This window comes from Rhizobium sp. Leaf311, from assembly GCF_001423445.1.
In the GTDB taxonomy this organism is placed as follows: domain Bacteria; phylum Pseudomonadota; class Alphaproteobacteria; order Rhizobiales; family Rhizobiaceae; genus Agrobacterium.
Map to the genome: position 1 here is coordinate 64341 of NZ_LMNZ01000017.1, position 14255 is coordinate 78595.

The window sequence follows — 14255 nt, forward strand, 5'->3', positions numbered from 1 at the left end:
GCGCCCATCAAGCGCGTTTGTAACGTTGATGTGCGCATCCCGGTGTCGGGTGCCGGGATGGGACGGTGGATCAGGCCTTGAAAAATGTTTCGGGGTTGGCGGGCCCGGGCGTCGGATATCCCCATGAATTCGGCATGGATTTGGGAACGTTCTGCATATTGTTCTTGACCACACCGTAGCTGTCGCTAGGCAGGCACACGCCGAAAACGTAAAACTGGTCGGCAGCGATCTCCAGTATTTCCGTCATCAGCTTTCGCTGCACCTCCGGGTCCGGCGAGCCCAGCACACGGTCGTAACGCGCCAATGCATCCTTGACCGGCTGCGGCGGCTCGACCGCACCTTTGGACGCTGGATCGCGGTACCACAGCTGCCATCCCTTGGCGTACAGCGCCTCGGTCGTGTTGGGAATGAAATAGCGAGGGTCGAGAATGGCCGCGATGCCGCCATTGCCGCCGAAGCGGTGTGCGGTCGCGTCATAGTCGATGCCTTGGCGAACACGAACCTCCCATAGCGAACGATCCATGCTTCGCATTTGCACGTCCACCCCCACCGCATGAAACATCGGCAGCGCCAGCTGAAAGATGTCAAGGAAGGTAGTGCGGGCCTGATCGATCTCGAATATGACTGTCACTCGCTTGCCATTTTCATCCTGCCGAAAGCCTTCGCCATCCTTGTTGGGAAGTATCTTGTCTAGCAGAGCGTTGGCCGTATCGGGATCGTACTGGGTGAATTGCGTGGCCAGACGTTCGTTGTAAAGGGGGTCTTCAGCCCGCACTGCGGGTTGTGAGATCGTTCCCTGGCCGATGAACACCGTGTCGATGATCGCCTGCCGGTCCAGCGCCATCGAAAGCGCTGCCCTGAAATCCTTGTTACCGTAGAGCTTGCGCTTGGCTTCATCCGGATGGTTGAGGTTGAGCTGGAACACCATCTCGTTGGTTTCTGTCGATGTCAGCGTATACAGGCCAAACTGGCCCTGTTCCTGCGAATCGTAAAGCACGGCCCGATTGGCTGGCGTGGCGATATACTGATCCATCAGATCTATTTCGCCCTGCATCGCCTTCAACAGCAATACCTGTGCATCGGCGACCATCTGGTAGACAATGCGATCGATGTAAGGCAGTTGATTTCCCTCAGAATCGACCTTCCAGTAGAACGGGTTGCGCTCGGCGATGGCGCGATCAGTGCTTTGTCCCGGTGCTACCGCCATCTTCCAGGCATGGATAACGGGGCGCTGCGAATTCTGGAAGAACTCGTTGTCTACCACTAGACCCGCTTCGCGCTGAAATAGCTGGATCCAGCCTGAAGCGCCCTTCGTCTTGGCTTCCTGTTCTGCGTTGGGGTTGTATTTAATGTGGAACTGCTTGAGATAGTGTTTCGGCGCGCGGGTCGTCTGGTCATCATTGGCCCATGCCAGCCGAAGCGGAAACAGACCGTTGGGTGCTGCGAAAATAACCTTGAACGTGACATCGTCCACGGCTTCGAAGCGGGCCTTCTTTCCACCTGCGCGCAGATGGTTCTGGCCGATATCGTTGAGGCCCTCGTAATCGAAGATATCCTCGTACCAGAACATGATGTCATCAGTGGTGAACGGTTCGCCGTCCGACCATTTCATGCCCTTGCGCAGCCTGAAGGTAAACTCGGTGGCATCGGCGTTGCTCTCATAATGCTCTGCGACATTCGGCACCACGCCGGACCAATCCGGCTCGTACCGCAACAACGGCTCGTAAGCCTGATAGCGGAACAGCATGGACAGGGATCCGCCACCGACGATCGCGCTGTTCCAGTCACCGCCGTGTGTTCCGACGCGGTCAAGCGGTGTGACGACCAGCGGGTTGATTGGCAGGCGGTTTGCAACGGCTGGCAGCTTGCCGCCCTTGACGATGGCGTCCAGTATGGCGGGTTCTTGAACAGTGCTCGTTTGCGCAAAGGCTTGCAGGGCGGGCAGTACGACGGCAGCAGTGCTCGCAGCGAGAAACGCGCGGCGATTGAATCCTTGCATTTGTTTCCTCCTCCAATCAAGTATCGCGAGTTTACCTCTCCTCCTCAGGATCGACCCCGCAATATGACACGGCTGCGTCGCTAAACAGATAGCTTGCACGACCGTGTTTGTTTAGCTTGCATAATGTAATTTGTTAGGTAAAGCGTTATGTTAAATTTTATTTTGTTCGCGGCATCACAATGGGAGCACGCGTTATGCGCAAAGTGACATTGCAGGACATTGCCGATTATACCGGCCTGTCGAAATTTGCCGTCTCATGCTCACTCTCAGGAAAAGCCGGGGTCAGCGAGACGACGCGCAGACGAGTCGAGCACGCTGCCGCAATGCTGGGCTACCAACGCCAGAAAGCTGCCGATGGGCAACGCGAGATCACACTAATCTTTCACGATCAGGTCGATAGCGTGAGCTACGAGTTACGGACGATGCTGCAGGACGGCATGCAGAAGGAGGCGCATCGACTGAGTCAGGCCGTACGATTGCAGTGGACGCACGACGCCGACAGGGTCGAGGCGATGGTGGAGGATAGCTCAGGCATCATCCTTGTTGGGCCGCATGAACAAAAGACGCTGGACATTGTAAGAGCGTCCGGCGTGCCATCGGTTCGACTGGGGTGGGTGTTTCCACTTGAAAAGGCTGATCATGTCGGCGGGACGGACCACGAAGCAGGCATAGCGGTCGGCGAGTATTTGTTTGGGCTTGGGCATCGCGACATCGCTTTCGTGCAGGGGCAGGAAGGCTATCGCGGTCGTATGGAACGATACCACGGTCTGCGCGAAAGTTTAGAGCAACACACAGATGCAAAACTGCATATTCTGCGCTTTGATGAAGATGGAGGCTTTATCCCTGCGCTACAAACTCTTCACACTGAGGGAATCGCACCCACAGCCCTGTTTTGCGCTCACGATGGGCTGGCGCTCACCGCTGTTTCCGAGCTACTAGCACGTGGCTACCGCATACCAGAAGACATGTCCGTTGTCGGATTCGGTGATTTTTCCGCCGCGACCCAGATATCTCCTCCCCTGACGACCATCAGGGTACAAGGTGGGGAGATGGGCGCTACAGCAATGCGCCTACTGCTGGAACGTATCGAAACAAGAGGGCAGCCGGTCGTTGCAAAACGCATTCTTATCGCATCGACCTTCATCGAGCGTCGCTCATCGGGGCCTGCGCCTAATCATCCGAAATGGTTGACACATTTCGAGCGATGAAAACAGACCGCCTCGAACGAATATGAATTGGCGACCTGTTTTTACTCGAACGTACGCCACCGAAATTTATAACCAGTTTCAATGATGTACAAGCTTTAGGGGCACACATATTCTCAATCGCGTTCTCCTCGAGCTTCTAATGGAGACGGGACGATATCAGGATGGAGTGCGATTTGCACGTCCGTCCATGACTCCTTGCTCGGCGCGGCTAAGAGATGTCCTTCCGTCATAGTTGAACGGTACGATTCGCCGTCCATGGTAGCAGCATAGCCACCTGCTTCTGCGTGGATGAGCACGCCGGCTGCATGATCCCACGGCTTTAGGCTCTCGTTGAGGCAGAAGCTCATCGCGCCTGTCGCCAGCATCCGGTATTCCCAGGCTGAACAGCGCCATGTGGTAACCCGGAGGAATCTTGTGATACGCGGCGCCAGTTTCTCCCGTAAGTCCGGATCGAACATGTGTAGCGGAATGAAGCCGTGCATTTCTTCGATTGGGGTCGAAGCGGCGACTGAAAGACGCGTTTTCGTACCATCTCCCGCCACATGCCAGGCGCCCTGCCCCGGCCTTGCTACCAGGAAATCGCCTAAAACTGGGTAATAGATGATGCCGGCAATAGTTTCACCGCGAGAAACAATGGCGAGAATGCTGCCAAACATCGGCGTGCCATGGGCAAAATGCCAAGTGCCATCAATCGGATCGATGACAGCCGCCAGATCCGCGGTCGCAAGATCCCCGAGGATGGACGGGTCATCGGAGACGGCTTCCTCGCCGATAATGGTGATGCCCGGCAAGCGTGCCTTCAGCTTCTCGCTGATCACCCGCTCAGAGGCAATATCAGCATCGGTGACGATATCGTCCGCCACGGTTTTTGCGCGAATGGTTTCCGACGAAACAGAACGGAAACGCGGCAAGATTTCCCGGTCCGCGGTATCCCGCATGATGGCCATCAGTTCATTCAGCAGCTCATCGTTTACGTTGCTCATGTGCGCCGGCCTTCAAGATAGGTCTTAAGCGCTTCCGGCTCGTCCGTCTGGAAAACGCTGACACCAGCATCGATTAACGAGCCCCAGATGCGGTCAGGATCGACAAGCGCCGCCTTGTCCACCCATTCACCGCTCGCTTCCATGTTGAGCGTATTCGTCCACAGCGCCATGTTCACATCGCGGAACATCTGCCGGTTCGCCTTGATTGTTTGGAGGCTGTCGAAACGTATTTCGCACATGAAGGGTTTGATTTCCGACAGCAACGCCATGGTTTGGTAAATGGTTTCGGCGGTGAATTTTGACATCGCCATGAAAGCCACCCCATTGATATGCTGGGCGCGCACCCAGTCCAATTCCTCGCGTGTCATGACGTTCGTTTTCAGGTCCACGTATGATGCAGCATTCATATCACGAGCGCAGGCTGCGACTTGTGAAAACAGGCCACGGTCCTTGAGATCGAGGTCTGCAAAGATGCGGCCACGGATGATTTCGAATGCCTGTTTCAGCGTCGGAATGCGTTGGTCGGTCGTGGTGCGATGCTCGCCGCCATCGTCCTCACGCAAGGAGATGGCCCGCAGTTCGGCCATGGTAAAAGTTTCAGCGTCGCGGTCGATACCGGCCATGCGCAATAGCGTGTCATCGTGCATGATAAAAAGTTCACCGTCAGCGCTTTTTCGGATATCGAGCTCAACAATGTCTGCACCTACGGCGATCGCCCGCTCGATGGCTGCAAGACTGTTTTCGGGAGCTCCATGCCATGCGCCTCGGTGGGCAACGATGGCGGGCGCGCGTTTCTGGTCAGCGATATAATCTACGTAATGCGTCATTTCATATTTTCCTTGGGAGATTTTAATTAGGTGCGGCGGGCTGCGAGATAGGATTTGAGAGCAGGAGCCTCATCGGTCTGGATGACCGAAATGCCGGCATCGATCAGCCGTCCCCAGACGGCATCGGGATCAGCAAGGGCCCTCTCATCGGTGAAGCCGGCGCAGGCGACGCTGTCGAGCGTGTTGACCCAGAGCGCCATGCCGGTGTTACGGGTAAGGTTCTTCAGGGCAGCCAGCTCTTCCACCCTGTCGAAATAGATTTCGCAGACGGATGGGGAGAGGTCTTCCAGCAAGGAGAGTTGCGTGGCTGCACCAGGCACGTTGAGCCGGGTCTTTGCCAAAAACAGGATTTCATGCGGCATGATCGTATCGCGGATCCAGCCAAGAACCTTTTCTGTTTTCAGCGAGGCCCAGACGTCGACCTGATGCGCGACACGCATGTCCTTTGCGAGAGCAATCACATCTGGAATGACTTCGCGCTCCTTGACGTCTAGATGTACAAAGATGCGGCCCCGCGTCAGGTCGAACACCTCGACAAGGCTCGGCAGCTTTTCCAGCGTGGAACCATTGCCCTCGCCGCCATCGCGGTCGCGCAGGCGCAGGACCGAGAGATCTTGCGAAGACAAGGCTTCCGGCGGCTGACCGAGACCTGTCATGCGCTCCAGCGTCTCGTCATGTAGCAGAAAAAGACCACCATCTGCGCTGCGGCGAATATCGATTTCGACTACATCACAACCGGCATCAATGGCACGCTGGATAGCGATCAGGCTGTTTTCCGGCGCATTGCGCCAGATGCCGCGATGCGCAACCACGGCGCAACCGCGGGTCTTGTCGGCGATAAATTCCCTGTAATTCACTGGTATTCCTTCACCGGGGCCGGTTGCGCGTCACCGAAGGCGTTGGCGATGGCGCGGCCGGTTTCACCGTCAAAGAGATGCAGGCGCGCCTGCGGGAAGGACAGCGACAAAGTCTGCGTCGTATCGATCTCGACGCCGAAGGGCATGGCGATCCGGAGATTCTGGTCGGCAATCTTCGTTTCGAGAACTTCGTGCGAGCCGAGGTCCTCTCGATAACGGATTTCCGTTTTGATCGAACCGCCCGCGTTGACGGCGATATCTTCCGGGCGGATGCCGAGCTGGAATTTGTTCTTACCTGAATAGCTGGCGACCACCTGACCGTCAGCCAGCCGCAGCACGGAACCATCCCCTTCAACCTGAAGAATGTTCATCGGCGGCGAACCGATGAATTTTGCGACGAAGACGGAAGCGGGACGATGATAGATCGCCTTCGGCGTATCGAACTGCTCGATATGCCCCTTGTTGAGAATGAGAATGCGGTCTGCCAGCGTCATCGCTTCAACCTGGTCGTGGGTGACGAACACGCTGGTGGCGCCGATGCGGCGATGCAGTTCGGCAAGCTCGACGCGCATGTCGTGGCGCAGCTGCGCATCGAGGTTCGACAACGGTTCATCGAACAGCAGTACGCCGGGCTCACGGATGATTGCGCGGCCGATGGCAACACGTTGGCGCTGACCGCCGGAAAGCTGGCTCGGCTTGCGGGTCAGGAAATCGGCAAGGCCGAGCATTTTTGCGACCGTGCCGACACGCTCGGCACGGTCGGCCTTGGAGACGCCGGCGACCTTGAGGCTATAGGCCATGTTTTCCGCGACCGTCATGTGTGGGTAGAGCGCATAGTTCTGGAACACCATGGCGCAGCCGCGATGTTTTGGCTCCAGATCCTGCACCTCGCGGCCGCCGATGATGATCTTGCCGCCGGATACACGTTCAAGGCCGGCGATCATCTGCAAAAGCGTGGACTTGCCGCAACCCGATGGGCCGAGAACCACAGTAAATTCACCCGGACGCAGCGAGACGTCGATCGGCGGGATGATGGTGTTTTTGAAGTCATAGGACTTGGTGACTCCGATAAGCTCGATCTCGGCTGCGGCGGCGCGGATGGCTGTGTCAATGTCGGTCATGGGATCATTTCTCCGAAAGAACGAGGCCCTGAACGAGAAACCGCTGCAGAAGCGCGATCATCGTCAGCGGAACGAGAGAGACGAGCACAGCGCCGGCCATGATCATCGGAAAATCGGGCACCTGGCCGTCGGCGTCCGGCACGAGGCGGGCAAGGCCGACCACGGCAGTCTGCATATCGGGCGTCGAGGCGCCGACCAGCGGCCATAGATATTGCGTCCAGCCGCTGAGAAAGGTGAGCACGAACAGCGAGGCAAAGCTGGATCGGGCCAACGGCAGAAGGATGTCGATAAGAAAACGGATCGGCCCTGCCCCATCCATACGCGCCGCCTTGAACAGGTCCTTGGGCAGCGTCAGGAAGAACTGGCGGAACAGAAACGTGCCGGTGCCATGCGCCACCAGCGGCGCGATCAACCCGAAATGCGTATCGAGCACGCTCAGTTCGAGCTGGATCGGCGCGCCGAAAATTATCTCGATCAGGCTGTTTAGGCGGGTGAAATCCAGCACCGCATTGAGTGGAGAAAAGATGTTGGATGCCACCTGATATGTGGTGATGACGCGGATATCGAGTGGCAGAATGATGGTGGCGAGAATCAGGGCGAAGACCACACCCCCCCAGCGAATGCGGAAATAAACGATCGCATAGGCCGACAGGAAAGACAGGACGCAGGTGCCAAGCGCGTTGGAAAACGCCACGATCAGGCTGTTGAGCATCTGCACCGGAATGCGGGTGTCATATATGACCTTGCTCATATTGGCGAACAGCTCAGTGCCCGGCACCCAGGCAAGGCCGTTCTGCAGCATATATTCATAGGATTGAGAGGCGGTGGACAGCGTGAGGTACAAGGGCCCAACGATGTAGAGGATACCGATGGCCAGCAGGATGCTGGCGACAATGTTGATGGAGCGTGCGTTTTCGACCATGGCTCAGCGCTCGTAATTAATGCGCCGGCCGAGAAAGAAGAACTGGCAAGCTGCGAGAAGAAGGACAAAAACCATCAGGATGGCCGTCTGGGTGGAAGCGCCGGAAAGATCGAATCCGCGGAAACCATCGACATAGATTTTGTATACGAGCAGCGTCGTCGAGCCGCCCGGACCACCGCCGGTGATAGTATCGATCAGCGCGAAGACCGAAGTGATGCTTTCAGTGAATTCCAGAACGAAGGTCAGGAACAGTTGCGGCAGGATCAGCGGCAGCTGCACATCGAAAATGCGCCGCCAGGGACCGGCGCCGTCCATGGCCGATGCCTGATACATGGTTGGCGGGATCGAGCGCAGGCCGGCAAGCAGGATGACGAAATTGAAAGGAATGCCGCTCCAGACATGTGCAGCCACCAGCGTCACAAATGCGTCCGTACCGTCGATACCAGGGTTCCACAGACCGGGAAATAGCGAATTAAGCGGTGCCATCAGCCCGACGAACGGATTGAAGATGAAGGCGAACACGACGCCGATCGAGGCGCCGGCGATGCCTTTGGGCCAGACGAAGATGTTGCGCGCCGCGTAAGAGAGACCGAGCTTGCGGTCAGCGGCGATCGCCAGCATCAGCGGCACGACGACCGCAAGTGACGATGCCGTCAGCATGAAGATAACGGTGCGGCCGGCGGCTGCCCAGAATTCCGGACCGGAGAGAACACGCGCAAAATTCTGAAAACCGACAAATTCCGAGTCGCCGCCAAACGGCTGCTCCAGGAAAAACGACCAGTAGAAGGCCTGAAAAACCGGCACGTAAAAGAATAGCAGGATCAGCAACATCAGCGGCGCTACCAGAAGCAGCGGCAACCAGCGATGGCCGAACATGGAGGATTCCAACGACATGGGATAAAATTCCAGACACAGAAAGAGTACATGGGGCGGCGACCCGCCCCATGCTGGAAGACAAAGTCCAGATCAGGGAAGCGTCTTACCCTTGTAGGTCTGCTCGAAGCGGCGCAGCAGCTGGTCGCCGCGCTTCTTGGTGTTGTCGAGCGCCACCTGCATGGTCTGCTGACCGGCAAAGGCCTTCTGGGTTTCTTCCATGAAAACTTCGCGGAACTGCACATAGAAGCCTAGACGGATGCCGCGGGTATCGGCCGTGGCCGGCTGGTTCATGGATTCGACGCCGACCTTGGCGGTTGCGTATTTCGGCGAATTGGCGTCCGGGCTTTTGGCGATGGTATCTAGAACGTCGGTGGTGACGGGTACGTAACCCGTTGCGGCAGTGAAGAACATCTGCTGTTCCGGCTTGCGCAGGAAATCGAGGAAGGCTTTCGCAGCCTCGATCTCGGCCTTGTCGTGACCCTTCATGACGTAGATGGAAGCCCCGCCGACAAAGGTGTTGTAACGGTTGTAACCCTTGTACATCGGCGCCATGCTGACCGTCAGTTCGTATTTGCCGTCAAATGCCTTGGCAGCGGCAGCGTAGGAACCGGAAGACTGTTCCATCATTGCGCATTCGCCGGCATTGAAGGCGGCGGTGTAGTTGCCTGCCTTGGTATCCGCTGCGAGGCGAACGAGACCTTCCTTGCGCCACTCGACCAGGTTGGCGAGATGCTTGGCGGCATAGGTGGTGTTGATGACATATTCGGCGTCGAGGCCGTCATAACCGTTGTGCTTGGTGGCGATCGGCAGACCGTGACGGGCGGAGAACTGCTCGAGCACGCGCCAGGTATCGCCATCAGTCACGAACGGGCAGGCATGGCCGGCCGCTTTCAGCTTGCGGGCGGCCTCGATAACGCCCTCCCAGGTCGTCGGCGTCTGGGTGATGCCGACTTTCTCAAGCTCGGTTTTGTTCGTGTAGAACAGCAGGGTCGAGGAATTGTAGGGCTGGGCGAACAGCTTGCCCTTCGAGGTTTCGTAATAGGCGCGGGCACCGGCAATATACTGGTCCCATTTGACGTTCGGCATCAGGTCCTGAACCGGCTCGACGGCGTCCGACAACATCAGATCGAGCGTGCCGGCGTCGAAGAACTGGATGAGAACCGGGTGGTTCTTGGCGCGGTAGGCGGCAATCGCCTTCTGCATCGACACTTCGTAAGAGCCTTGACCAATGCAGTTGACCTTGTGCTCGCTTTGCGAGGTGTTGAAGGCGTCGCACTGAGCCTTTATCGCGGTCTCAACCGCGCCCGTGTTGCCGTACCAGAACTCAATAGTGGCAGCCTGAGCAGAGGCCGTATTGGTCAGTGCTGCGACCATAGCAGCCAGTGTAAACTTGTTCATTTCGCCCTCGCAGCGGGTGTTTTGAAAGATGATTGATCTCGAGGGAGATTGTTACGCTTTATGTGTAACAACCAGATGACGGCAAAATGGACTTGTCTACGTGCCTCTTCGCCAGTAGATCGGCTTGGAGCCATATTATGTCGCGCGTGGGAAAGTGGGTGGTTTGTTGGCGGGTCGTTATCTTCCGGAAGCTCTAATTGCTCGGCGATTTATTCGCGTTCAAGATGAGATGACAGTTGTTTCTGCTAATGAGCGCAGGTTGCTACGTTTAATCTGGCGACAACCCGGGATTTCTCGTTCTGAAATCAACGAGTATACCGATCTTACCCAGCAGTCGGTCCACCGGATTCTCGACCACTTGGCCGAACGAAAGATCATTGTTTTGGGGTCTGCCAAAGCAGGTCTAGGCCGCGGACAGCCAAGCCCAATGCTTCACCTCAACGGCTCGTTCGCCTATGCCTGTGGCATATCCGTTAATACCGACATCATTGGAATCTGCATCATTGATCTGGCAGGTAATATCGTTGGCGAACGCGAAGTGCCGCTTCTTAAAACGACGATGCAAGAAGCGCTTCACTCCGTAAAAAAACAGGTGGTCGAGTTGCAGCAGCAAAACAACCTAGCGGACGACGATCTATTCGGAATAGGGTTTGCGATTGCTGGCTATCACGTCGAGGGAACGCGCCATAATGCACCGCTGCCGCTCCGTGAGTGGTCGATGATTGAACTTGGGCCAATCGTATCTGACCTCTTTAGCCGGCCAGTATGGGTCATCAATGGCGGAAAATCGGGCGCCGTCGCAGAATCAATGTTCGGGATTGGCCGCTTTACGAGCGATTTTGCGTATCTCAGTTTCAATTACGGTTTTGGTGGCGGAGTGATCATCGATGGCGAGTTGTTACAGGGTGGCAGAGGGAACGCGGGCGAGTTTTCCGGTCTTTATGATGAAATTGAAACGAAACGGCGTCCCGCACTTCAATATCTAATCGATCAGATAAACAGGAATGGCGTGAATGTGCCTTCAATACACTACATGCGCCGTCATTTCGATCCTGAGTGGCCGGGCGTATTGGAATGGGTGGAGACCGTAACGCCCGCTTATAACCGCCTCGTCAACGCGATCCGATCCACACTTGATCCACAAGCGATAGTATTTGGCGGCCAGATCCCGCACATGCTGGCATCGATGCTGATTGAACGCACAAAAATTTTCGACCGGCCACGTTATGGTGTTCATAGAGGGGGGCCCGAACTGGTCATATCGGAGATCGCGTCCGACGCAGCCGCCATGGGAGCGGCGATTATCCCATTCCGACGAATGTTCTACTGAGCAAACGGAAACCAACAAACTGTCTAAGCTCTTAAGCGGAATCGAACCACCGTGATGTCATTTCGATTGCCGTCGATCGTGCTCTGAAGTGACACTTGCAGCAAGACCACAATGCGCGTTTGACCGAAAAGCCGATGGCTGCGTAGAGGTAGCCCTTCGGAATATGGAACCCAAGGCCTTCAACGATCAGCGAGAAGCCGATCAGGAAGCCCAGGCATAGAATGACAACGGTCGGATGTTTGGACACGAATGCTATCAATGGTTTGGAGGCTGCCATCATGACACCCATGGCGACAATGACGCCGATCATAATCACCGAGAGATGCTGCACCATGCCGACGGCAGTGATCACGCTGTCGAGGGAGAAGACCGCGTCGAGAACCACGATCTGCACGAGCACCTGCCATAAGATGGCATGCTCGACTGGACCGTCCGTGCGCTCGGTGTGCCCTTCCAGACGCTCGTGCAGTTCCATCGTTCCCTTGAACAGCAGGAACACACCGCCGAAGATCAGAATGAGGTCACGTCCTGAGAGTACGACGCTTAGAAAAGTAAACAATGGCGAGGTCAGCGTGACGATCCAGGCGATGGAGGCCAGCAGGATGAGCCGCATGCCAAATGCGAGCCCGAGACCGATCAGACGCGCTTTCTCGCGCTGATGTTCCTGTAGCTTGTCTGCGAGGATGGCAATGAAGACGAGGTTGTCGATCCCCAATACGATTTCGAGGACGATCAGGGTGGCAAGGCCCGCCCAGGCGGCTGGGTCGGACATCCATTCGAATATTCTTGACCTGTGAAAGGTACGCGCTCTGCTCCTGGGGCGCTGGATAGGAGAGCGATGAGTCTCCCGAAACGATGTCATCCCTACGCTGTCGAGCGGAGGCTGATCTGTAGCGATCGATATGCGTGTTGTGCAGGATCGACAAGAGCCAGTTGCGAGCGTTGGCGCTCGTAGGCTTTTACAAGCGCGTCCTGTACGAGGTCGTCAGCATCGCTGGTGTTTCGTACAAGCGAGCGGGCGTATCGTCTCAAGCTCGATAGCTGTCCAACTACGTCAAACGGTCGGTTCGCAGGGTCCACGTCTTAATATACGTAGTCCTGGCAAGATTTATTCCAGCAGGAATCAAAATGAATCCTAACAGTTGTAGCTCGACGCACTGATCACTGCGGTTTAGAATTTACAAGCAACAGTGCCAGTCACTTTGCTCCACGTACATCGGTCGTCGCACGTCGACAGCTCAAAACGTTGAAAACTGACCATCTAGAAAGGACTCGGTCCCCCCCACGCTGTCATGTAACCCTGCTCTTGAAGGAGCTGAACCGCCGACCTCTGTATTGTAACGAACTCGACTGAGTTGCCCTGCGCGCTTTTCCTTAGGCGCGCCACGGGTCCACGAGAATAACGCCGGTTCCCCCGAAGTCTCTAATGTTGCGTGTAACGACCACCAGCCCGTGCACGGCTGCCGTGGCCGCAATGAGTGCATCAGCTTCATTTCGGCGATCCGGAATGTGCAAGTGGGCACACCGCGTCGCGATTGCTTCATCGATAGCAATGATACGCTGAGCAAACTCCGGGCGAACTCGGCTATCCATCCAGGTTCGTAAGCGAGCGCCCTGCTCAACGTCACGCCGTTGGATGCTGAGTATCCCTCGCTCAAGCTCCAGAATCGTTATAGCAGAAATGTATAAATCACGGGAATCCTGCCCGCTTAGCCAAGCCGTCACATTCAGATCAGCTCGACCGTCACCAACCTTGCGAAGCTCAGAGACAACGTTCGTATCGAGCAGATATCTCAAGACAGATCAACTTCTCGAGTTGCTATGACCGATCGAGACGGATCAAAATCGATATCCGACAATCCAGGCATTGAAAGCGCATCCACAAGATTGTGACGCTTGCCTGTGAGACGCTCAAAATCACCATATGTCATCAACACGTGCGAAGGTTTACCTCGATCAGTGATGACGACAGGCCCCGCTTCAGCAGCTTTTTTCGCTCTGCCAACATCATGATTCAATTCGCGGCTAGTCAAGCTGATAGTGGCCATATGCGCCTCCCGTGTAGGAACGTGCCTACATATAGCGCCTTTGATTGCCCTGCACAATGTCCGCTTGCGTGTCTGGCTCGAGCAGCCTCGGATCAAGCGCGACAGCATCACCTCTCGATAACCATCTGCGATTACGATACTAACGGATTGAAAGTCAAAGCGTGACTGATTGAAACTTCGATCTCAACTGATTGAAATCGAATCGCTCAACCGAAAACAGATGGTTACGGAACATGTCCGCACCCATCAGGCCAATCCTTGCCGTCTTCGCCTTGAAGAGATTCAGAACCTCTGACCTGTTTGATATTCAGACCAACGCTTAACCTATTGGTTCTATCAAAAGGCGCCCGTTTTGGGCTCATGGAAACATTAGTCTCTCCCAGGCGCGCTATATTCGCAGCTCATGCCGTAGCCCTAGCTTTTGTGCCGACGCCCAATAGCACGCTTAACGCTAAGCCAACCATGTCGACAATATGAGAGGCGGCGTAAAGAATCTTATAAAGACCACGCTGTAGGCTTTGACGCAAGGGGGCAGAGCAATGCAGATCGATTTACAAACCCTTTGGTACTTAACCGTCGGAACGCTACTGGTGTCAGCGTTGCTTCTCCTTTGGGAAAGGCAGGCTCATCCAGGTCGCGCACGCGTGCTCGGTGTTCTGGCCGCGGCACTCTTCTCGTTCGTTCTC

13 protein-coding genes and 1 pseudogene are annotated in these 14255 nt (G+C 56.1%); 2 read left to right on the forward strand and 12 right to left on the reverse strand.

The annotated features are described in order from the left end of the window. Nucleotides 1-70: 70 nt before the first annotated feature. Nucleotides 71-1999, reverse strand: a complete 1929-nt coding sequence (locus ASF69_RS15680) for an ABC transporter substrate-binding protein (protein WP_062589078.1) — start codon at nt 1997-1999, stop codon at nt 71-73. 194 nt (nt 2000-2193) lie between these two features. Here ASF69_RS15680 and ASF69_RS15685 point away from each other — a divergent pair, with 194 nt between their 5' ends. Further along, nucleotides 2194-3207, forward strand: coding sequence for a LacI family DNA-binding transcriptional regulator (locus ASF69_RS15685; protein ID WP_082469754.1), 1014 nt, complete (start codon nt 2194-2196; stop codon nt 3205-3207). A gap of 113 nt (nt 3208-3320) precedes the next feature. Here ASF69_RS15685 and ASF69_RS15690 read toward each other — a convergent pair whose 3' ends face one another. From ASF69_RS15690 to ASF69_RS15720, 7 genes are all read right to left on the reverse strand, one after another. Then, nucleotides 3321-4190, reverse strand: a complete 870-nt coding sequence (locus ASF69_RS15690) for an inositol monophosphatase (RefSeq protein ID WP_062589082.1) — start codon at nt 4188-4190, stop codon at nt 3321-3323. Then, on the reverse strand, nt 4187-5017 hold the full coding sequence (locus ASF69_RS15695) for a glycerophosphodiester phosphodiesterase family protein (protein ID WP_062589085.1): 831 nt from the start codon (nt 5015-5017) through the stop codon (nt 4187-4189). Before ASF69_RS15695 ends, ASF69_RS15690 begins: the two co-directional genes overlap by 4 nt. 26 nt (nt 5018-5043) lie before the next feature. Continuing rightward, complete coding sequence (locus tag ASF69_RS15700) at nt 5044-5874, reverse strand: glycerophosphodiester phosphodiesterase family protein (RefSeq protein WP_062589087.1); 831 nt, start codon at nt 5872-5874, stop codon at nt 5044-5046. Continuing rightward, complete coding sequence (gene ugpC, locus ASF69_RS15705; protein ID WP_062589088.1) at nt 5871-6995, reverse strand: sn-glycerol-3-phosphate ABC transporter ATP-binding protein UgpC; 1125 nt, start codon at nt 6993-6995, stop codon at nt 5871-5873. The genes ASF69_RS15700 and ugpC overlap by 4 nt, the downstream gene beginning before the upstream one ends. A gap of 4 nt (nt 6996-6999) precedes the next feature. After that, on the reverse strand, nt 7000-7917 hold the full coding sequence (locus ASF69_RS15710; protein ID WP_062589091.1) for an ABC transporter permease subunit: 918 nt from the start codon (nt 7915-7917) through the stop codon (nt 7000-7002). Between the two features lie 3 nt (nt 7918-7920). Beyond that, on the reverse strand, nt 7921-8811 hold the full coding sequence (locus tag ASF69_RS15715; protein ID WP_062589093.1) for a sugar ABC transporter permease: 891 nt from the start codon (nt 8809-8811) through the stop codon (nt 7921-7923). Between the two features lie 72 nt (nt 8812-8883). Continuing rightward, nucleotides 8884-10191: an extracellular solute-binding protein gene (locus ASF69_RS15720; RefSeq protein ID WP_062589094.1), complete on the reverse strand. Its 1308-nt coding sequence runs from the start codon at nt 10189-10191 to the stop codon at nt 8884-8886. A gap of 229 nt (nt 10192-10420) precedes the next feature. Here ASF69_RS15720 and ASF69_RS15725 point away from each other — a divergent pair, with 229 nt between their 5' ends. Continuing rightward, a complete protein-coding gene (locus tag ASF69_RS15725) occupies nt 10421-11521 on the forward strand; it encodes an ROK family transcriptional regulator (protein ID WP_062589096.1) in 1101 nt (366 codons plus the stop codon). 121 nt (nt 11522-11642) lie between these two features. On the opposite strand, the pseudogene ASF69_RS15730 reads toward ASF69_RS15725, so the two are convergent. The 4 genes and pseudogenes from ASF69_RS15730 to ASF69_RS15740 form a co-directional block, all read right to left on the reverse strand. After that, nucleotides 11643-12293: pseudogene (locus tag ASF69_RS15730) on the reverse strand (TerC family protein); the annotation flags it as partial. Nucleotides 12294-12385: 92 nt separating this feature from the next. Further along, a complete protein-coding gene (locus ASF69_RS22830; RefSeq protein ID WP_244475497.1) occupies nt 12386-12601 on the reverse strand; it encodes a sigma factor in 216 nt (71 codons plus the stop codon). A gap of 294 nt (nt 12602-12895) precedes the next feature. Further along, the gene (locus ASF69_RS15735; protein WP_062589097.1) at nt 12896-13318 is read right to left on the reverse strand and encodes a type II toxin-antitoxin system VapC family toxin; all 423 of its coding nucleotides are present in this window, start codon (nt 13316-13318) and stop codon (nt 12896-12898) included. Then, complete coding sequence (locus ASF69_RS15740) at nt 13315-13569, reverse strand: type II toxin-antitoxin system Phd/YefM family antitoxin (protein WP_062589099.1); 255 nt, start codon at nt 13567-13569, stop codon at nt 13315-13317. Before ASF69_RS15740 ends, ASF69_RS15735 begins: the two co-directional genes overlap by 4 nt. Nucleotides 13570-14255: the final 686 nt, after the last annotated feature.